The organism is Brevibacterium renqingii, assembly GCF_017808105.1.
Taxonomy (GTDB): domain Bacteria; phylum Actinomycetota; class Actinomycetes; order Actinomycetales; family Brevibacteriaceae; genus Brevibacterium; species Brevibacterium renqingii.
The window spans coordinates 324,813-344,908 of sequence record NZ_JADBHF010000001.1; the positions used below are offsets into that span (position 1 = coordinate 324,813).

Annotated in this window: 17 protein-coding genes; 15 read left to right on the plus strand and 2 right to left on the minus strand. The window is 67.4% G+C overall.

What is annotated here, in order from left to right:
• Positions 1-6: 6 nt before the first annotated feature.
• Entirely contained in the window at positions 7-1,476 is a 1,470-nt protein-coding gene (locus tag IHE57_RS01385; RefSeq protein ID WP_209370268.1) for an LPXTG cell wall anchor domain-containing protein, read from the minus strand.
• Between the two features lie 302 nt (positions 1,477-1,778).
• Between IHE57_RS01385 and dcd the strand changes: the two genes are divergently transcribed.
• The 12 genes from dcd to IHE57_RS01445 all read left to right on the plus strand — a co-directional run bounded on the left by dcd (position 1,779) and on the right by IHE57_RS01445 (position 15,440).
• On the plus strand, positions 1,779-2,357 hold the full coding sequence (gene dcd, locus IHE57_RS01390; RefSeq protein ID WP_209324284.1) for a dCTP deaminase: 579 nt from the start codon (positions 1,779-1,781) through the stop codon (positions 2,355-2,357).
• Positions 2,354-3,499, plus strand: coding sequence for a hypothetical protein (locus IHE57_RS01395; RefSeq protein ID WP_366933819.1), 1,146 nt, complete (start codon positions 2,354-2,356; stop codon positions 3,497-3,499). The genes dcd and IHE57_RS01395 overlap by 4 nt, the downstream gene beginning before the upstream one ends.
• 180 nt (positions 3,500-3,679) lie before the next feature.
• The gene (locus IHE57_RS01400) at positions 3,680-6,724 is read left to right on the plus strand and encodes a Na+/H+ antiporter subunit A (protein WP_209370576.1); all 3,045 of its coding nucleotides are present in this window, start codon (positions 3,680-3,682) and stop codon (positions 6,722-6,724) included.
• Positions 6,721-7,386 (plus strand): Na(+)/H(+) antiporter subunit C, encoded by a 666-nt coding sequence (locus IHE57_RS01405; protein WP_209370269.1) that lies wholly within the window; start codon positions 6,721-6,723, stop codon positions 7,384-7,386. The genes IHE57_RS01400 and IHE57_RS01405 overlap by 4 nt, the downstream gene beginning before the upstream one ends.
• On the plus strand, positions 7,383-8,966 hold the full coding sequence (locus tag IHE57_RS01410; protein ID WP_209370270.1) for a Na+/H+ antiporter subunit D: 1,584 nt from the start codon (positions 7,383-7,385) through the stop codon (positions 8,964-8,966). The genes IHE57_RS01405 and IHE57_RS01410 overlap by 4 nt, the downstream gene beginning before the upstream one ends.
• On the plus strand, positions 8,963-9,553 hold the full coding sequence (locus IHE57_RS01415) for a Na+/H+ antiporter subunit E (protein ID WP_209370271.1): 591 nt from the start codon (positions 8,963-8,965) through the stop codon (positions 9,551-9,553). The genes IHE57_RS01410 and IHE57_RS01415 overlap by 4 nt, the downstream gene beginning before the upstream one ends.
• Positions 9,550-10,101: an MrpF/PhaF family protein gene (locus IHE57_RS01420; protein WP_209370272.1), complete on the plus strand. Its 552-nt coding sequence runs from the start codon at positions 9,550-9,552 to the stop codon at positions 10,099-10,101. The genes IHE57_RS01415 and IHE57_RS01420 overlap by 4 nt, the downstream gene beginning before the upstream one ends.
• Complete coding sequence (gene mnhG / locus IHE57_RS01425; RefSeq protein WP_209370273.1) at positions 10,091-10,486, plus strand: monovalent cation/H(+) antiporter subunit G; 396 nt, start codon at positions 10,091-10,093, stop codon at positions 10,484-10,486. Before IHE57_RS01420 ends, mnhG begins: the two co-directional genes overlap by 11 nt.
• Entirely contained in the window at positions 10,476-11,228 is a 753-nt protein-coding gene (locus tag IHE57_RS01430; protein WP_209324278.1) for a response regulator transcription factor, read from the plus strand. The genes mnhG and IHE57_RS01430 overlap by 11 nt, the downstream gene beginning before the upstream one ends.
• Positions 11,225-12,625: a sensor histidine kinase gene (locus IHE57_RS01435; RefSeq protein ID WP_209370275.1), complete on the plus strand. Its 1,401-nt coding sequence runs from the start codon at positions 11,225-11,227 to the stop codon at positions 12,623-12,625. The genes IHE57_RS01430 and IHE57_RS01435 overlap by 4 nt, the downstream gene beginning before the upstream one ends.
• Positions 12,622-13,347 carry a hypothetical protein gene (locus IHE57_RS01440; protein ID WP_366933820.1) on the plus strand — a complete coding sequence of 242 codons (726 nt, stop codon included), beginning with the start codon at positions 12,622-12,624 and terminating at the stop codon, positions 13,345-13,347. Before IHE57_RS01435 ends, IHE57_RS01440 begins: the two co-directional genes overlap by 4 nt.
• Before the next feature lie 77 nt (positions 13,348-13,424).
• Positions 13,425-15,440 (plus strand): S9 family peptidase, encoded by a 2,016-nt coding sequence (locus tag IHE57_RS01445; protein WP_209370276.1) that lies wholly within the window; start codon positions 13,425-13,427, stop codon positions 15,438-15,440.
• Between the two features lie 150 nt (positions 15,441-15,590).
• Here IHE57_RS01445 and IHE57_RS01450 read toward each other — a convergent pair whose 3' ends face one another.
• Positions 15,591-16,979, minus strand: coding sequence for a sugar porter family MFS transporter (locus IHE57_RS01450; protein WP_209370277.1), 1,389 nt, complete (start codon positions 16,977-16,979; stop codon positions 15,591-15,593).
• Positions 16,980-17,121: 142 nt separating this feature from the next.
• On the opposite strand from IHE57_RS01450, the gene IHE57_RS01455 reads away from it, so the two are divergent.
• From IHE57_RS01455 to IHE57_RS01465, 3 genes are read left to right on the plus strand one after another with little or no spacing between them, the layout of a single operon-like run.
• The gene (locus IHE57_RS01455) at positions 17,122-18,051 is read left to right on the plus strand and encodes an SIS domain-containing protein (RefSeq protein WP_209370278.1); all 930 of its coding nucleotides are present in this window, start codon (positions 17,122-17,124) and stop codon (positions 18,049-18,051) included.
• Between the two features lie 23 nt (positions 18,052-18,074).
• A complete protein-coding gene (locus IHE57_RS01460; RefSeq protein WP_366933821.1) occupies positions 18,075-18,995 on the plus strand; it encodes an ROK family protein in 921 nt (306 codons plus the stop codon).
• Positions 18,992-20,092 carry a 1-phosphofructokinase family hexose kinase gene (locus tag IHE57_RS01465; RefSeq protein ID WP_209370280.1) on the plus strand — a complete coding sequence of 367 codons (1,101 nt, stop codon included), beginning with the start codon at positions 18,992-18,994 and terminating at the stop codon, positions 20,090-20,092. The genes IHE57_RS01460 and IHE57_RS01465 overlap by 4 nt, the downstream gene beginning before the upstream one ends.
• Positions 20,093-20,096: the final 4 nt, after the last annotated feature.

Genomic DNA, 20,096 nt, shown 5'->3' on the forward strand with positions numbered 1-20,096 from the left:
CGGATCTTAGAACTCCGCTGGATCGTCGGAGGCGTTCATCCGCCGACGGGTGATGATGACGGCTGCGGCGCCGACGGCGAGCAGACCGACGCCCAGCGCCAGCCCGGTCATCTCGGCACCGGTGCGCGGCAGGTCGCTGCCGCCGGAATCCGAGCCGTTGCCGCCTTCGTCGACCGCGGTGCCGTTGGTCAGCACCGTGAAGCTTCCGCCCTGGGGGTCATCGAAGCTCTCGGCCTGGGCACGCACGTTGTAGGTGCCGAGCACGGCCTTGACCTTCGCCTGGACGCCGAAGGTGACCTTGCCCTCGGAGTCGGCTTCCTTGGTCATCGTGTAGCGATCGACCTTGCCCTGGGCGTGCTCGACCGTGATGGTGACCTTCTCGCCGGGCTGGGCGCCGCTGACGCCGAGCTTGATGCCCTCATCGAGGAAGTCCTCGGAGCTGATCTCGGTCGGGTCGATGAAGAGGGCCTGCTCGGCAGCGGCCGGGGCCTTCTTCTCCTCGGAGCCGGGGCTGGCGGGACCGGTGGATTCGGGCGCCTCGTCCTCGGGCTTCTCGTCCTCGGATCCCTGTGCACCGTCTTCGGCGGCCGTGTCCTCGGAGTCCTGCTCGTCGCCGTCGGACTCGGTGCCGTCTTCTCCGGCTTCGTCCGTCTTGGGGGCCTCCGTGGTGGGTTCCTCAGATTTCGGAGCCTCGGCCTTCGGTTCCTTGGTCGGCTCATCGGTATTCGGGGCCTCGGTGGTCGGCTCGTCGGTGGGTTCCTTGGCCGGTCCCGGGTTGACTCGCTTGGCGGGTGCCTTGTCTTCCTTCTCGGTCTCCGACGGGCTCGGGGTGCTCGTCTCCGAGGGCTTTTCGGATTCGGTTTCCGTGGGCTTCGGGGCGTCAGTCTCGGACGGCGTCTCCGAGGGAGTCTCGGACGGTGTCTCCGAAGGCGTCTCGGACGGCGCCTCCGACTCGTCACCGTCGTCGATCGGACCGGTGGCGGAATCGCACTTGTCCTCGTTGCCCGGCTCGTCGACCTCGGAGGCCTTCGAGACGACCTCGAAGGTGACCTTCGAGGACTTCTTCTCCGACTCGAGGTCGGTGAGGTAGAGAGAGTACTTCCCGACAGGGACCTTGGCATCCTCGGTTACGGAGAAGTAGTAGGTGCCGGACACCTTGCCCTTCTCGTCGACCGTGAGCTTGGTCTTCGGGGAATATTCGGTGCCATCGGTGCCGACGACCGTCACCGTCGCCTTCTCGTCCGGGCTGAATCCGGTGCCGGAGAAGCCGATTCCCTTCTTGCGGTCCGCGATGTCGGCTCGGGACACCTGCGCCTGCGCAAGGGTCGCCTGAGGATCCGATTCATCGGGAACCGAGGAATCCGATTCGGAGTCGCTCGATGACTGCTCGTCGCCATAGGCGCAGAGCGGTTGTTGAGGTACCGAAGCGGTGGACTCTGTCGCTGCGAACGCCGGGGCGCCAGCAAGACCTGTCAATGCAACGGCTACTGCGGGGGCAAGCACAAGACGCGAGGTCTTCACAGTAATGCCTTTCGATTGTTGTCTACCCACGAAAGGCGATGGGACTCCCGGCATTCCTTGGCTTAAGAAGGGGAAGGCACCATCGTGCGCGGGTCCGTACAGCTCATTACTCTAAAGCATTCATCAGTCGCAGTGGGGAGACACACGGGGAAAAACCAGCCGAAATTGGAGAAATCGTTATCTGTTTGTGACATAGTTTCGGCGTGTCGCTCGGTGTCTCCGAGCGTGCGGGGAGCGGAGCGATTACCATCGGATACGTGACTCTCCTTTCCGACCGCGACATCCGCGCCGAGCTCGACTCCGGCCGCATCGCCCTCGACCCCTACGATCCCTCGCTGATCCAGCCGGCCAGCGTCGATGTCTGCCTCGACCGGTATTTCCGGCTGTTCGACAATCACAAGTACCCGGTCATCGATCCGAGCCTCGAACAGCCCGAACTCACCCGCTTCGTCGAGGCCGCACCGGGTGAGCCGTTCGTCCTTCATCCGGGCGAGTTCGTCCTCGCCTCGACTCATGAGCTCGTGACGCTGCCCGACGATGTGGCGGCACGCCTCGAGGGCAAGTCGTCGCTGGGTCGGCTCGGCCTGCTCACGCATTCGACCGCCGGTTTCATCGATCCCGGCTTCAGCGGGCATGTGACGCTCGAGCTGTCCAATGTCGCGACCCTTCCGATCACGCTGTGGCCGGGGATGAAGATCGGTCAGCTGTGCTTCTTCCGCCTCAGTTCCTCGGCGGTCAACCCGTACGGCTCGCAGGCCACGGGCAACCGGTATCAGGGCCAGCGCGGTCCGACCGCCTCGCGTTCGCATCTCAACTTCTACGGGAGGGAGATGTGATCACCCGCCGCGAACTGCGGCTGCAACGCGAAGCCGCCGAACGCGCCGCTCGCGAACAGGCTGCCGGTGCTCCCGGCGTCCAGGCCGCCGGAGGCTCGATCGCGCCCGAGGCCGCTTCGGCCGGCCGGCGCAGGACCGGGATGCCGTCGACCGGCAGGCCCGGATACGGCGCGCACAGTGCGTCCGCGCCGAACGACACACCCACCTCGGCGGACCTGCGGGGATTCCACCTTCTGCTCCTCGACGCCGATGTCGAGGTCTCCGATGTCCTCGCGCTCATCCACAACAAGCTGCCGGACCTGCAGCCGCGCCTCGACGAGCACGGGCAGATGCGGCTGAGTCGGCATTCCCGCCTCAGCGCCGGGGTCGATCTCGACCCTGCTGACGCCGCGGCGCTCGAGGTCCCCGACTGGGCCCGACATGCGATCGTCCTCGACTGCCCCCGCGACCGGCAGCCTGCTCCGCCGCCGGAGTGGTTCGCGGATGCGGACGGCCTCCACGAGGCCTTCCCGGCCGGAATGCCGGAACGGGAGGAGGAGCGGATGCTCAGCCTCATGTTGTCGGTCGCCTCCCGGCTGCACACGGGCGTCCGCCTGGCCGACGAGCCCGAACTGCCGACGCGCGTGATCATCCCCGACCCCGATGCGAAGGTCGACCTCTACCTCTACTCGCCGTATTGGCTGGAGCCGAAGGTGGCACTGGACTTCGTGCGCCGGCACGCCCCGCACGCCTTCCAGCAGGCGCTGCCCGCCCCCGATGAGGATGTGCTGGCGCAGGCGAGCATCGACGACCCGCTCTTCGACCCGTCCGCCCCCGTCATCCTCGACGGCTATGCCCTCCTCGTTCCGCTTGGGGAGATCGCCGAGAGCGCCGGCAGCCTCGAGATCCGCGTGATGGAGGCCGAATGGGTCCCGCCGATCATCGCCGCGCATTCGGACGCTCCGCAGATCGAATACCACGTGCACTGGATGGACACCGAATCCCGGCGCTACCAGCCGAACCAGGGCCGCCGGTTCCGCAGGATGCGGGGCGAAGTGGCGCGCCTCACCGACGCGATCGCAGCCGAGCTCCTCGTCGGCTGCAACGGAGTGGGGCTCGACGAGAACGGCTTCCTCGTGACCAGCCGCCAGCTGCGCGAATGAGTCCCGCCGAGCGCGCGAATGATCCCCTCCATCTGCGTCTGTGAGACCCGTCATGGCGGGCGAGGGGCGTGCATATCAGAGCTCGCCTGATTGGGGAAACAACGTCTGGCCGTGCGAAAATGAGCCCACGAACCTTTCCCACATACGGGCATATGATGGAGGTGGCTGCTGGTGATAGCCATGACAGGTGCCTTCTTCGGCGCGTCTGTCATCGCCTACCCCCTGGTTCGCCTCCTCGGCCGCAGCGGCTTCTTCTACCTAGCCCTCGTCCCCCTGACCGGACTGCTCTTCAGCCTGTCGACGATCCCCGATCTCTTCGGACCGGACCCGCGGCCCTTGGTCGAGACGCTCGACTGGCTGCCGGCGCTCGGGCTCGAAGGCGTGTTCCGACTCGACGTGCTCTCGTGGATCATGTCGCTGCTCGTCACCGGCATCGGGGCGCTCGTCTTCGTTTACTGCGCTCGCTACTTCCCGCCCGACGAACCCGGACTGGCCCGCTTCGCCGGCATCTTCATGGCCTTCGCGGGCATGATGTACGGACTCGTCGTCGCCGACGAGCTGCTCATGCTCTATCTGTTCTGGGAAGGCACCACCGTCTTCTCGTATCTGCTCATCGGCCACAGCCAGTCCCGCCGACGCTCCCGCCAGGCGGCCCTGCAGGCGCTGATCGTCACCACCGCCGGCGGCCTGGCCATGCTCGTGGGGATGGTCCTGCTCATCACCGCCACCGGCACGGGGCGGATCTCGGCGCTCATCGACCGCGCCCAGCTGGGCATGGACACCGGGCCGGTCATCGTCTCCGCGGTCATCCTCATCCTCGTCGGCGCGATCTCGAAGTCCGCCCTCATGCCCTTCCACTTCTGGCTGCCCGGTGCCATGGCCGCCCCCACACCGGTCAGCGCCTATCTCCACGCCGCGGCCATGGTCAAGGCCGGCATCTACCTCGTGCTGCGTCTGGCACCGGGCTACAACAACATCCCCGGCTGGTCGGAGACGCTGCTCACGCTCGGTCTGCTGACCATGTTCATCGGCGGCTGGCAGGCGCTCAAGCAGACCGACCTCAAACTGCTGCTGGCCTTCGGCACGGTCTCCCAGCTGGGCTTCCTCACGACGATGGCCTCCTTCGGCACCCCGGACATCACGAAGGCGGCGCTGGGCCTGCTCATCGCCCACGCGCTGTTCAAGTCCTGCCTGTTCCTGTGCGTGGGCATCATCGACCACCGGGCCGGCACCCGTGACCTGACGAAGCTCTCCGGCGGCTGGAGGGCCTTCCCCGTCGTGGCCGTGTGCGCGACGGTCGCGGCCGCCTCGATGGCCGGGGTGCCCCCGCTGCTCGGCTTCGCAGCGAAGGAGGCCGCGTACTCGACCCTGCTGGCGTCTCCGGACAAGACCTCGGTCATCGGGTTCATCGGCATCATGATCGGCTCGATCCTCACCGTCGCATATTCGGCCCGGTTCGTCTGGGGCGCCTTCTCGTCCAAGCCCGGCGTCGACGACATCGCCCGCCGCGACGAGAAGCTCACTCTCGTGATCTCCCCGATCATCCTCACCGCGCTCACCCTGGCGCTGGGCCCGGGGGCCGGTCTCCTCGACGGCTACTTCTCCGCCTGGACCTCCGCGCTGCCGGTCGTGGCGGCCGGGGACGGACACTACCATCTCGCGCTGTGGCACGGCCTCGAACCGGCGCTCGCCTACTCGGCCGTGACCATCGCCGCGGGTGCCACGCTCTTCGTCCTCCGCCGTCCGTTCGCGATGGTGCAGACGACGCTGCCGTCGGGAATCGACTTCCACGAGCTCTACCGGAAGATGATCGGCTGGATGGAGGCGCTGGCCCTGTGGGTCACCGCACGCACCCAGCGCGGTTCGCTGCCGTTCTACCAGGGAGTGGTCTACCTCGTCCTCGTCGCGGGAATCGGGCTGGCCGTCATCGTCAACGACACCTGGAACATCGAGTTCCGCCTGGCCGACACCCCTCTCGACCTCATCGTCGCCTCCGTCCTCATAGTCGTCGCGATCGCGGCGACCAGGGCGAAGAAGCGCTTCACTGCCGTCGTCGTCACCGGCATCTCCGGCTATGCGATGGTCGCCTACTTCGCCTTCGTCGGCGCACCGGACCTGGCCCTGACCCAGGTGCTGGTCGAGACCATCACGATCGTCGTCTTCGTCCTCGTCCTCCGTCGCCTGCCGGCACGCATCGGTGAGTCCACCGGCCGCTTCACCCCGGCCTGGCGCGCGATCATCGGCGGTGCCGTGGGCATCACGGTGATGCTCGTGGTCCTCATCGCCGCGGGAGTGCGCGTGGCCGATCCGATCTCGACGGACTTCGGCCAGCTCGCCTACGAGATCGGGCACGGCCGCAACATCGTCAACGTCACCCTCGTCGACATCCGCGCCTGGGACACCATGGGCGAGATCTCCGTGCTCGTGGCCGCAGGCACGGGTGTCGCCGGGCTCATCTTCGTCCGCGGACGCGAAGGCTACCTCCACCGTTTCGAGAGGAAGAGAGACGGCACCGAGGCGGCCGGCCGGGTCCGCTTCCAGCCCGTATCCGAAGAGGTCTCCGACATCCACCATCCGGGTCGCGAGGGCCTGTCGCAGAAGCGCGTGTCCTGGCTCATCGCCGGTCGGACCCTGGCCCCGCGCAACCGCTCCATCATCCTCGAGGTGACCGCGCGCCTGATCTTCCACGCCGTCCTCGTCTTCTCCGTCTACCTCCTCTTCGCAGGCCACAACGATCCCGGCGGCGGCTTCTCCGGCGGCCTCGTCGCCGGGCTCGCTCTCGTCGTGCGCTATCTGGCCGGCGGCAAGTACGAACTCGCCGAGGCGGCCCCCTTCACTCCCTCGGCGATGCTCGGCACCGGCCTCGTCACCGCCATCGGCACCGTCATCGGCGGCTGGGTGTGGGGTGAGACCGTCTTCGACTCCGTCTACCTCGAGGGCGATGTGCCGCTGCTGGGGCATCTGTCCTTCGGCACCTCGACGTTCTTCGACATCGGCGTCTACCTCATCGTCATCGGTCTGATGCTCGACATCCTCCGCTCGCTGGGCGCCGAGGTCGACCTGCATCAGGAGCGCGACGAGATGATGCTGGCCGACCGCATCCACGACAACTTCAACTTCTCCGAGAACATGGGCGCCACCGCCGAACACCGTGCCGTGTCCGAGATCATGGATCGGGTCAACGAGCTCGACGTCGACAACGGTGCGGAAGGGGGCCGCCTATGAGCATGCCCTTCGTCATGGTCCTGGCCATGGGCGTCCTCTTCGCCTCGGGCATCTACCTCATGCTCGAACGCTCGCTGACCCGCGTTCTGCTCGGATTCATCCTGCTCGGCAACGGCGTCAACCTGCTCATCATCCTCACCGCCGGCCGCGGAGCCCCGCCCCTGACCGACGGGAAGAACCTCTCGACAGCGGGCATGTCCGATCCGCTGCCGCAGGCGCTCATCCTCACGGCCATCGTCATCACCTTCGCCGTGACCGCGTTCCTGCTGGCGATGATCTACCGCTCCTGGAGGCTCATGCGCGCCGATTCGCTGCAGGACGACGACACCGACCTCCAGGTCGCGATCACGAAGGTCATCGACTCCGAGGCGGAGGCGAGCACGGACTACGACGACACCGAGTTCGGTGACGAGGCCGAATCCCCGATCACCGGTGCCGTGGACCTCGACGATGACGGCACGCCCGATGAGAGGGACGAGATCGCCGAGGAGATCGACGACGCCTCCACCCCGAACGAGGCCGATGACATCGCCGAGGCGGCCGCGAACTCACAGACGCGTGCGCACTCCGCCGACGAGGCCCAGGCGGCCGAATCGGCGCAGGAGGCGAAGCAGCCGGACGAGGAGTCCGATGACCTGCCCGAGAGGGGAGACCGGTCATGATCGATCTCCTGCCCGTCCTCGTTCCGCTGCCCGTGCTCCTGCCGCTCATCGGCGCCGGCATCGCGCTGATCCTGTCGAAGCACACGCGGGCCCAGAACATCGTCTCGATCGCCATCCTCTGCGCCGTCATGGTCATCGCCACGTTCATCCTCGTCGGCACCGACGCGCACGGGCCGCAGGTGGTCGCCATCGGCGGCTGGCAGCCGCCGGCGGGCATCGTGCTCGTGGCCGACAGGCTCTCGGCCCTCATGCTCATCGTCTCCGCACTGGTGACCCTGTGCGTGCTCGTCTACGCGCTGAGCCAGGACGCCAACGACGACTCGAACGAGACCCCGGTCTCCGTGTTCAACCCCAGCTATCTGGTGCTGTGCGCGGGCATCGCGAACTCCTTCCTCGCCGGGGACCTGTTCAACCTCTACGTCGGCTTCGAGATGTTCCTCGTCGCCTCCTATGTGCTGCTCACTCTCGGTGCCACAGCCGAGCGGATCCGAGCGGGAGTCACCTACGTGATCATCTCGCTCGTGTCCTCGGTCATCTTCCTCGCCGCGATCGGCATCATCTATGCCGCGACCGGCACGGTGAACATGGCGCAGCTGTCGGAGCGGCTGAGCGCTCTGCCGTCCGATGTGCAGATGATCCTCCACGTGATGCTCCTGCTCGGATTCGGCATCAAGGCTGCGATCTTCCCGCTCTCGTTCTGGCTGCCCGACTCCTACCCGACGGCCCCGGCCCCGGTCACCGCGGTGTTCGCGGGACTGCTGACGAAGGTCGGCATCTACGCGATCATCCGCACGGAGACGCTGCTGTTCGCCGATTCTTCGCTCCGCGTGCCCCTGCTCATCGCCGCCGGTCTGACCATGCTCGTGGGCATCCTCGGCGCGATCGCACAGTCGGAGATCAAGAGGATCGTGTCCTTCACCCTGGTCTCCCATATCGGCTACATGCTCTTCGGCGTCGCCTTGGGCACGAGCGTCGGGCTGTCCGCGGCGATCTACTACACGGTCCACCACATCATCGTCCAGACGGCGCTGTTCCTGGCCATCGGTCTCGTGGAGATGCGCGGCGGCTCCACCTCGACGCGGTCGCTGGGCGGACTGATGGTGCTCTCGCCCGTGCTCACGATCATCTTCTTCATCCCGGCCCTCAACCTCTCGGGCATCCCGCCGTTCTCCGGGTTCATCGGCAAGGTCGCGCTCTTCCTCGCCGGGTTCGATGACCGTGCCTGGCTGCCCACCGTCCTCATCGTCGCGGGCACCGTGACGAGTCTGCTCACGCTCTACGTCATCGGCCGTACATTCAACCTCGCATTCTGGCGCGACCCGGCCGATGTCGAGGAGCCCAATGCGGACCTCGTCGACGAGTTCGCCGACCGCAAGAAGACGCTGTTGGCCGGGCGGAAGTGGACCTCTCAGATCGGGGTGCCCCCTGCTATGGTGGTGGCCACCTCGGTGGTCGTCGCCGCCTCCCTCGTGCTCACGCTCGCGGCAGAGCCCCTGTGGGGGATGGCGGATCGGGCCGCCGTGAATCTGCAGACTCCGGTCGACTACGTCACCAACGTGCTCGGAGGTGAGGACGGATGAGTGCGAACCGTGCGCGGATGACGCGGGGCAGAGGCCTCGTCCAGCAGCTCGTGCTGGTCGTCTCTCTCGTCCTGCTGTGGCTGATGCTGTGGGACTCGGTGACCGTGGTCTCCGTCGTCTCCGGCATCGTCATCGCCTTCCTCGTCACCCGTGTCTTCTACCTGCCGCCGGTCGTGCTCTCGGGCCGCTTCAACGTCTGGCATGCGATGGTCTACGGCCTGTGGTTCCTCTACTCGGTCCTCCGTGCATCCGTCGAGGTCGCCTGGTACGCCTTCCGCAGGCGCGCCGTCGGCGCCGGTTCGGTCGTCGCCTGCGATCTGCGCACGAGCTCGGACCTCGTGCTCACGCTCATCGCCGACACCGCCAGTCTCATCCCCGGCTCGATCATCATCGACAGCGATCGTGCGATGGGCATCCTCTACCTGCACTTCCTCGACTGCGACTCCGAGGAGAAGGTGCGCCGGGCCAAGGCGCAGGTCTACCACATCGAAGAGCTGCTCATCCGCACGCTCGGTTCGCACCGTGACCTCGCCGCGCTGCGCTCCCGTCCCGATCCCCTGAGCGAGACGCCGGGAGGACGCGCATGAACCAGATCGTCATCGACGTCCTCATCGTCGCCGGTTCGGTGCTCCTGGCCGCTTCGGTGATCATCGCGCTCTACCGGATCGTCCGCGGGCCTTCGATCCTCGACCGCATGATCGGCACCGATGTGGTGCTCGCGTCGATCATGTGCGGACTCGGCGGCTATATGGCCCTGTCCGACCGCACCGATCTGCTGCCCGTGCTCATCGTCCTCGCGATGCTCGGCTTCGTCGGGTCCGTGAGCGTGTCCCGGTACGTCTCGAAGTCCGATTCGATGACGCCCGGCGCCGAGGCGGGAGCGCTCAGCGACTTCTCCAACTCGGACTGGCACATGCCCCGGGACGGCCAGGGGAAGGCGACTGCCGAGGCCGCCTCCGGCTCCCCGGCATACTCCGAGGTCGACGAGGTGACCGAGATCGAGGACCCGACCTTCGACCCGCACGCCGACGCGGAGGGGGAGGGCCTGGGCACCGGCCCCGATCCGGGCCCTGACGATGCCGAGGACCAGGGGTCGGGAACCTCGGCGAAGAGAGGGGAGAGCAATGGTCCTTGACATCATCTCCGCCGTGCTCATCTTCCTCGGCGCGCTCCTGTCGCTGGCCGCGGCGGTCGGTCTCGTCCGCTTCGGCGATCTGCTGTCCCGGATGCACGCGAGTGCGAAACCCCAGGTCCTCGGCCTGATCCTCGTCGCCGTCGCGATCGCCATCCAGTTCCCGACCTGGGCCACGGTGTCGACTCTGGCGATCATCATCTCCTTCCAGCTGGTCACGATCCCCGTCGCCACGCATATGGTCGGTCGCGCGGGTTATCGCACGAAGCACCTGCGTCGTTCTATGCTGTATCGAGACGAACTCGCCGAGGCGGTCGACCGTGCCGAGGCCAGAGAACTTGCCTGGGAACGCCAGAGAGGAATCGGAACTGACCACCATGACGGCTGACAACCACAATGAGGCCCAACCGCTCGTCCTGGTCGCCGATGACGAACCGGACGTGCTGGGGGCAGTGGTGCCCTTCCTCGAACGCTCCGGATTCCGGGTGCTGCCCGCCAGCGACGGACTGCTGGCGCTCGACGAGATCCACCGGCACAAACCCGATGTCTGCGTCCTCGACGTGCTCATGCCCGGAGCCGACGGACGGCAGGTCCTGCGCCGACTGCGGCAGGAGGAGAACTGGGTGCCGGTGCTGCTGCTCACGCAGGTCGGAGAGGGAGTCGAGAGGGCCATGGCGCTGGAAGAGGGCGCCGACGACTACCTCAACAAACCCTTCGACCCGCACGAACTCGTCGCTCGGATCCGTGCCGTGCTGCGCCGCACCCGCAACGACGGCCCGCCCCTGGCCACGGCTCCCGTTCTCGTGTCGAGCTTCGGCCTGCGCGTGGACCGGGTCGGACGGCGGGCATGGCTCGGCCAGCGCGAACTCGTCGTCACCCCGAAGGGCTTCACCCTGCTCGAGTACCTGATGGTGCACAAGGACGAGCTCATCGAGCGCTCCCGTCTGCTCGAGGTGCTGTGGGGCTTCGAAGAGGCCGTGGGCACCCGCGCTGTCGATTCCCGCGTCGCCGAGCTGCGCCGGGTGCTCGGCGAAGACGCCGCCGAACCGAGGTGGATCGCCACTGTGCAGGGGCGCGGCTACCGCTTCGTCGGAGAGGTCCGCGGTGAGGACGGGCAGAGGCGCGTATGACGAACTTCCTTGTCATCGAAGTCCAGGTCTGGCTGTTTCTGCTCCTCCTCGTCCTCGTGCTCGGCGGACTCGCAGTCGGCGCGTGGTTCGGGTGGAGGCACCTGAAGAAGCGCGAGACCGAACTGCGGGAGTCCGTCGAGACGGCCGCGGCCGAGGACTCGCTGACCAAGCGCAACCGGATGCTCATCCGACTCGATCATGAGCTGAAGAACCCGCTCACGGCCCTGCGCACCTCGGCGGCGAGCATCCGCGAGGTCGTCCGTGACGGCGGCACGCTGTCCGAGGTGGAGCCTGCGGCCAAACAGGTCGACGTGTCGTCCCGGCGAGTTGCCCGCCTGCTTGCGGATCTGCGCAGACTCGCCGATGTCGAGACTCGCATCATCGAATACGTGCGCGTCGACCTCGATGCGCTCATCCACCAGGCCGTCGAGGACGCCTCGACTGCGCCCGGCGCCGAGGACCGGATGATCGTGGCCACCGTCGCCCGGGCTCCGTGGCGGCTGCCCGATGTCGCCGGCGAAGAGGACCTGCTGCTCACCGCGATCCTCAACCTGCTCGGCAATGCGCTCAAATACTCCTCGCAGGGCGAGGTCGTCGAACTGCGGGCCAATGAGCAGATCATCGACGGCCACCGCTGGGTCGTCGTCGAGGTCGCCGACACCGGCAGCGGCATTCCGCTGGCCGAGCAGGAGACCGTGTGGGACGAGCTCTCCCGCGGCTCCCGGGTGCGCGCGGTCGCCGGCTCCGGCATGGGCCTGTCGCTCGTGCGCGCCATCGTCACCCGCCACGGCGGCTCCGTGCAGCTGTTCAGCCAGGAGGGCGTGGGCACCTCGGTGCGCATGGTCCTGCCGGTGCTCGCCGACGCCGCGCCCGTGACCGTTCCGCAGATGTCCGATCACATGGATCGGGTCGTCGCAGGCTCGCGGCCCGTGCAGCCGACGCAGCAGGCGGATTCGGGGCAGGGCCCCGGGTTCCTTCCGCCGCGTCAGCCGAACGAGGCCGAGCTGCAGGGACGCATCCTCGGCACCCCGCGGCGGACCTCGAAGCGACGTCTCGAACGCATCGACGGCGCTCTCGTCAACCGGACCACGGGTGAGTCCGTCGCCGGCGGGCTGCCGCCGGATTCCGGACAGCACTCACAGTTCAAACCGCCGATGGCCCGACCGGACGGAGCAAACCCGGCTCATGGGCAGCCGCCGGCCGGTACCCAACCGGGCCCGCAGAACTCCGGGCAGCAGTATTCCGGGCAGCCGCCGGCAGGCAGTCAGCCGGGCCCGCAGACTTTCGGGCAGCCGAACAGCGGCCCGCAGCCGCCCCACCCGCAGGTTCGGCCGAATCTTCCGCACGGGCCGGAAGCGGGGTACCCGCACCGGCACGATCAGGGTGATCGGCGGTGATCCCGACCGAGTCCTCGACGTCAGCGAAGTCCTCAGCGAGATCCCGGATCACTGCAGCCGCCGGAGCGCTCGCCCTGAGTGTCGTCGTCAGCGGCTGCTCGGTCCTGCAGATCCGCACCGAGGACAAGGACGCCGGTCCGGTGCGGGTCTCCTTGGAGGAGACCGCAGGTCCCGAGCCCACGGGAGAGCCCACCGATGCGGGCGTGCCTGAGGGAATGTCGCGGAAGACGCTCAACCTCGGCGACACCTGCCCCGTGAAGATCAGCTTCGCCGTCGGTGAGGGGTGGACGGAGGGCAGCGGAAGCACGGATAGGATCCATGTCTTCACCCGCGGCACGGACAGCACCGATTCCGATGTGGTCCTGGTCAGCTGCAGCGACGAATACGGCGGCAGCCCGCAGGAAGTCGTCGATTCGAAGCGCCGCTACACCTTCTCCGAACAGGATTCCCAGGTGCTCTCCGAACGGACCGGGTCCCTCGACGCCGGAGAGTACTGGAGCTTCCAAGGGGAACTCGGACCGACCGAGATCCTGGCCATCAACAGCGAGCCCACCCTCATGTACGGCGTGCAGACCGGCTACAAACTCAACGGACGCCTCGTCAACCTCTCAATCGAGATGCGCACCCCGAAGGCTGACGCGAAAACAGCAGACGAGTTCGAGACGATGCTGCCGACGGTGACCATCGACGACCAGAGAGTCCCGTCGCCGAGCTTCAGATGAGGGCCCTCGCGGGGGCCGTCGCCCGGACGGCCCACGAGATCTGCCTGACGTTCGTCGTTGCGAACTAGGATGGAGCAATGACGATCCACGACGCAGTGACCCGACTTCTCGACGCCCGCCGCCTGCAAGGCCTCCTGACGAATCAGGCCGGCCGCGTCATCGCCCAGTACTCCTTCCTCAACTCCGAGGGCAACGCCTCGCTGAGCCATCTCGCCGATATCAGCGGAGAGCAGCCTCGCCGCATCACCCGCGGCGACCAGTCCGTCGGCCCGGTCGCACTGAGCGAGGACGGCACCATCGTCTTCGCTTCCAAACGCAGGGGCGAGGACGGCAAGGATGCCGAGAGCCCGAGCCTGTGGGCCCTGCCCGACAATGGAGAGGCCCGCAAGCTCGCCGATCATGAAGGTGGCTTCTCCCGGATCGAGATCAAGGGCGAGACCCTCGTCGTCGAATTCCCCGTCCACACATGGGCCGCGGACGAGAACGACCATCAGGAATTCAGCGCCGAACGCAGCGAAGCGAAGGTCAGCGGCATCCTCCACACGGGTTTCCCCATCCGCCGGTGGGACCATGACCTGGGCCCGGGCGAGCAGACCCTGGCCGTGGCGAAGCTGAACGAGGATGTCGACGATTTCCCCGAGGTCTCCGACGAGCTCAGCCGCCCGGCCGGTCTTGACTTCCGGTACCTGTCCCTGCCCTCGGGTCGGCTCGTCGACTGGGCTGTCGACGACGAGGCACGGTTCGTTCTCGTGCAGCTCGAGAAGCCGATACCCGGCCAGCTCGAGGCCAGCGAGATCTGGCGCATCGACCTCGACGGGGAGCCCGAACTGCGGCGTCTGACGAAACCGGCCGCAGACCACGGCTTCAGCATCGAGGCCATCAGCCCGGATGGGACCAAGGCTCTTGTCAGCCGCGAGCAGTTCTGGACTCCGCAGGCCAACCTCGCCGTCGAACTCATGGTCCTCGACCTCGGAACGGCGGCTCTGGAGCCGGTCTGGCCCGAGGCCGACTTCTGGTTCTCACCGATCTGGGTCGATGATTCGACGATCGTGGCCAGCACCGATGATCACGGGCGCGGCAGTGTCTTCGTCGGCAGCCTCGACGATGCTCAGCCTCGGCGCCTCGTCGGTGGAGAGGGGCAGAAGTATACGTTCTCGGGCCTCGCGCTGCGCGGGGACACGGTCGTCGCGACCGCCTCGGCGATCGATGTCGCGCCCCTGCCGATCTCGATCGACCTCGGCTCCGGCATCATCAGCGAGCTCGCGAACCCGGCGACCGTCCTCGACGAGGAGGGCACGCTGACCGAGGTGGAGGCCCGCGCCGAGGACGGCACCCTGATCCGTGCGTGGCTGGTCGTGCCCGACGGGGAGGGGCCGCATCCGCTCGTCGTCTTCGCCCATGGCGGTCCGTGGGGATCGTGGAACGCCTGGACCTATCGATGGAATCCCGGCCCCTTCGCCGCCGCCGGCTATGCGGTCCTGCTGCCGGACCCGGCGATCTCCACCGGCTATGGGCAGGCGATGATCGACCGTGGTCAGCAGCAGCTCGGCGGCACTCCTTTCACCGACATCATGTCGCTGACCGAGGCCGCGGGCTCACGTGCGGACATCGACGAGGAGCATATCGCTCTGGCCGGCGGCTCTTACGGCGGCTATATGGCCAACTGGGTCGCCGGGCACACGGGCAGCACATTCAAATGCATCGTCACCCATGCCTCCCTGTGGAACACCACCTCGATGGGTCGGACCACGGACAACGCCTCGTGGGATGCGGCGATGCGCGAGCAGTCGACGGACTATTCTCCGCACCTCTTCGCCGCCGAGATCGAGGTCCCCGTGCTCGTCATCCACGGGGACAAGGACTACCGGGTGCCGATCGGGCAGGGACAGGAGCTGTGGTTCGATCTGCTCACCCAGGCGAAGACCCCGCTCGACGCCGACGGCGACACTCAGCATCGTTTCCTCTATTTCCCGGACGAAGGACACTGGATACTCGGCCGCGGCAATGCCGAAGTCTGGTACCGCACCGTGCTCGCCTTCCTCGACACGCACGTGCTCGGCATCGATGCGAATCGGGCCCGCACACTGGGGTGAGCCGAGCCGGCTCGCCCTCGCGGGGAGGCCGGGCGAGAGGCCGGGGAGTGCTCGGGGAGGCCGGGTGAGGGTGCGGCGTCCTCGGGGAGGCCGGGCGAGGGTGCGACGTCCTCGGGGAGTGCCGGCCGAGGGGGAGGGGAGTGCTGCCGCTCAGCGTTGCGGGCTCGACCACTTCGCTCCGTTGGCCCAATAGGCCGAGATCTCCGTGAGGTCCCTGCCCTTCGTCTCCGGCGCGAAGCGGAAGACGAAGAGGAAGGCGAGCAGCGAGAGCACTCCGAAGACGATGAACACGCCCGCGCCGCCGATGAGGTCGAGCAGGCCAGGGAAGAACTGCGCGACGATCGCGTTGGCGACGAGGTCCGAGGTGAGCATGAGCGATGCTCCTAGAGCCCGGTACTTCGCGGGGAACGTCTCGCCCGCGTAGACCCAGACGAGGGACCCGAAGCCGAATGTGTAGCCCATTGTGAATGCAATGATCCCGATGACACCGGCGACCGTTCCCCAAGAAGTGCTTCCTGCCTCGCCGCCGAAGCTGAAGACGAGCACGAGCACGAGCGTCGAGACGATCATTATCCCGATTCCGGTGAGCAGAACGGGTCTGCGCCCGAGGCGGTCGACGATGAACATCGAGACGATGACCGCGATGAGAGCGAAGCTCTGCACGACCGCGGGCAGCCCGAGGAGCGAGCCGTAGCCGGTGAAGCCCATGGACTCGAAGATCGAGGGGGCGTAGTAGATCGTGGCATTGATGCCGGTGATCTGAATGAAGAACCCCAGCCCGATGACGAACATCGTGGCCTTGAGCAGATGTCCCCGGAACATGTCGACCAGATGCCCGCTCTCGGCCTCGAGCTCGGTCCGGATGAGACCGACTTCGTGGTCGATGTCGCGATCCGGTTCGAGGGCGCGCAGCGCATCTGCGGCTTCGGCTTCCCGCCCTTTGAGCATGAGCCAGTGAGGGGTCTCTCGCGCCCGCAGCAGCAGGATGAAGACGACCGCGGCAGGCAGCGCCGCGATCCCGAGCATGAGCCTCCAGGATTCGATGAGCGCCAATGCCCAGCACACCAAGTATCCGACGACGATGCCGATGACGGTGGTGACCTGGTAGGCGACGAGGAGGCCGCCGCGAACGTTCGTCGGGGAAGACTCCGCGATGAACACGGGGACGACGGCCAGGGCGATTCCGATGGAGACGCCGAGGAGCAGACGAGCCACCAGCAGCGACACGTAGCCGGGGGCGAAGCCGGAAATGACGGAGAAGACGATGTAGCCGCCGGCGATCACGAACATCGTCCGGCGTCGCCCGATGGCGTTCGAGATCGGTCCGCCGCAGAGGGCTCCGGCGATCTGGCCGATGACGACCGCGGTGGCGAGTCCTCCGAGTTCGGCATTGCCCAGCCCGAGATCGGTTTCCAAGAACAGCAGGGCCCCGGCGATGTTCGAGATGTCGTAGCCGTAGGTGATGCCGAGCGCGACCGCGGCGACAGCGACGATCGTGACGAGACGAGGCGCTCGTCTGAGATCTGTGAGGAAAGCCATGCGGCTGCTCCTTCTTCCATCAAGACAGAATGCGTGAATATGGTGCTCGTCACATAAAACCGGACAGGGTTACTATCTGTCAAGGGAAAAATATGACACCATGATGGTCGAATCATCGTGAAACCGAGCAGAAAGATGATCGATGTCGAAACTTGGCGTGTTCATGGAAGAGGAGCTGCGCAGCCAGCCCGAGATGTGGGATCAAGCAGCCGACCTTGCCGCTTCCTCCTCTGCGAGGCCTGCGGACGGTGAGCGCATCGCCGTCATCGGCTGCGGGACATCATGGTTCGGCGCGCAGGTCTTCGCCTCGCTGCGCGAATCGCTGGGCAAGGGGGAGACCGATGCCTTCACCGCAAGCGAGTTCCCTGCCGCGCGCAGCTACGACCGCGTGATCACGATCTCGCGATCCGGCACCACCACCGAGGTGGTCGCGGCCCTCGACGGTCTGCGCGACCGGGTGCCTGTGACCTCGATCCTCGGGGTCGAAGACTCACCGATCGGACAGCGTTCCACCCACGTCGTCGATCTCGGCTTCGCCGATGAGCGGTCGGTCGTCCAGACGCGCTTCGGCACATCGTCGATCGTCGCCCTGCGTGCCTGGCTCGATCAGACCGAGGAGCTTGCTGAGGCCGCGTCCGAGGCGAGGTCCGTGCTCGAAGGGGTCGCCGCGGATTTCGCCGAGGTCGACCCAGCCGTCATCGATGAGACTCTGCTGAGCGCGGAGCAGTTCAGCTTCCTCGGCATGGGGTGGACCTGGGGGCTGGCCAACGAGGCCGCGCTGAAGCTGCGAGAATCCGCCCAGGCATGGACCGAGTCCTACTCCTCGATGGAATACCGCCACGGCCCCATCGCCATCGCCGCTCCCGGACGCGTCAGCTGGCAGTTCGGTGAGCCGCCGGCAGGACTGCGGGAGCAGGTCGAAGCCACAGGAGCGCGATTCGAATATGCCGACCGCGATCCTCTGGCCGATCTCGTCCGCCTCCATGTGCTCGCTCTGCTCCGGGCTCGCCGGGCCGGAGTCGATCCCGACAATCCGCGGTCTCTGTCCCGATCGGTCGTGCTCGGCGGATGACCACGCGGGCGGAGATCCTTCGGGTGGCCGAGGGGCTGAACCTCGGTCGGGGACCGAGCGCACTCGCAGTCGACGTCGGAGGCACCGGCCTCAAGGCCGCACTGTTCGCCTCGAGCGGAGAGCTCGTCGACGCGGTCACCATGCCGACGCCCGAATGCGACAGCGGTTCCGGGACGGAGATCGTCGAACTGGTCAGCGACATCCGCGATGAATTCGCGGCCGAGCACGGCGACCATGAGATCGACGCGGCCGCCGTCGTCATCCCCGGAATCGTCGACGAGGACAGCGGGGCCGGCATCTACTCCGCCAATCTCGGGTGGCGGGACGTGCCCTTCCGCTCTCTGCTCGCCGAGCGGCTCGGCCTTGAGATCGCGCTGGCGCACGATGTGCGCTCAGCCGGCCTGGCGGAATTCGAATTCGCCGAGGCGATGCCCGACGATGCGATGATGGTCACCATCGGCACAGGGGTCGCCGCCGCCATCCGAGCGGAGGGCCGACTCATCTCTGCCGGAGGCTATGCCGGAGAGATCGGCTTCACCGAAGTCGCCGTGGACACCGCCGACGGTCTCTTCCGCGGACCCGTCGAGCACATCGCCTCGGCCGCCGCGATTGCCAAGCGCTACGCAGCCCGCAGCGGCACGGCCGTGGCGGGATCGCTCGACGTCCTCGACGCCGTCCATGCCGATGACCCGGTCGCTCGGGAAGTCTTCGCCGAAGCCGTCGACGCCCTCGGCGCCGTCTGCGCGCAGCTCGTCGCCGTCACTGCCCCGGAGACGATCGTGTTCGGCGGCGGACTCAGCGGCGCCGATGAGCTCATCCGCGGTGTCGACACCGCGATGCGCCGCCGCCTGGACTTCCACCGCGTGCCGAGCATCCGGCGAGCCGCGCTCGGACCCGTGGCCGGGCTCATCGGCGCCGGCCTGCTGACGAGGGGGCGGGGATGAACACCGCTGCTCCTGGCATCATGACGGTCACGCTCAGCCCGGCACTCGACCTCACGATCACCTCCGACGTCCTCGAGCCGGGCACCTCGCATCGAGTCCCGCCCGCGGTCGGGCGCCTCGGCGGGAAGGGGATCAATGTCGCCCGCGTCCTCACCGAGATCGGCCGGCCGGTGTATGTGCTCGGACCGGTCGCGCCCGAGGAATGGCCGGATGGCGACGGGGTCTCCGGCAGCCCCGACGGCTCGGACGCCGGGCAGATCTGGGACCTCACTGCCACCCCGTCCCGCCTGCGACGCAGCTATGCCGTCGTCGAGGGCTCCGGCCGAGCCACAGTGCTCAACGAACGCGCCCGCGCGCACCCCGCCGAGGTCTGGGCGGAACTCGAAGCGAGCATCCTCCGCCGCCTGGCGGAACCGAACGTCGGAGTCCTAGTCATCTCCGGCTCGACGCCGAGCGACCTGCCTGCGGGCTTCTACGATCGTGTCGTCTCCGCAGCCCACCTCTGCGAGGTCCGCGTCATCGTCGACACCTCGGGCCCGGCCCTGCTCACCGCCGCACGCGCCGGTGCCGACTGGGTCAAACCCAACCGCGAGGAGCTGGCGGAGCTCGTCACCGATGAGATCCGTGACGACGAGCCCGCCGTCGTCGACGCGGGCGTTCGCCTGCTCATCGAGGCCGGAGCGGGCTCCGTCCTCGTCTCCTGCGGCAGCGAGGGCATGGTCCTCACCGACAGATCCGGGCCGCGCATGCGCGCGCGTCCGGGCCGCCCGCTGCGCGGCAACCCGACCGGAGCCGGAGACGCCTCGGTGGCCGCGCTGGCCCGATGGCTGGCCGAAGCGGACGAGCGCGCAGACGGTGAGACCAGGACAGGACAGGTGACGGCCGCGTGCCACGCGCCGCGCGATGCGGGTCTGCCGAGCAGCGACGGTGTTCGGGCTCTGCTCACGGACGCGGTCGCGCTCTCGGCCTCGGCTGTGCTCATGCCCCAGGCCGGGCAGATCCACACGGACTGGCGCGACCTGCGTGAGGGCATCATCCTCGAGCCGCTCGACCGACCATTTCCCGCGGAGACGTCCCCCACCACACGACGAGAGTGAGAAT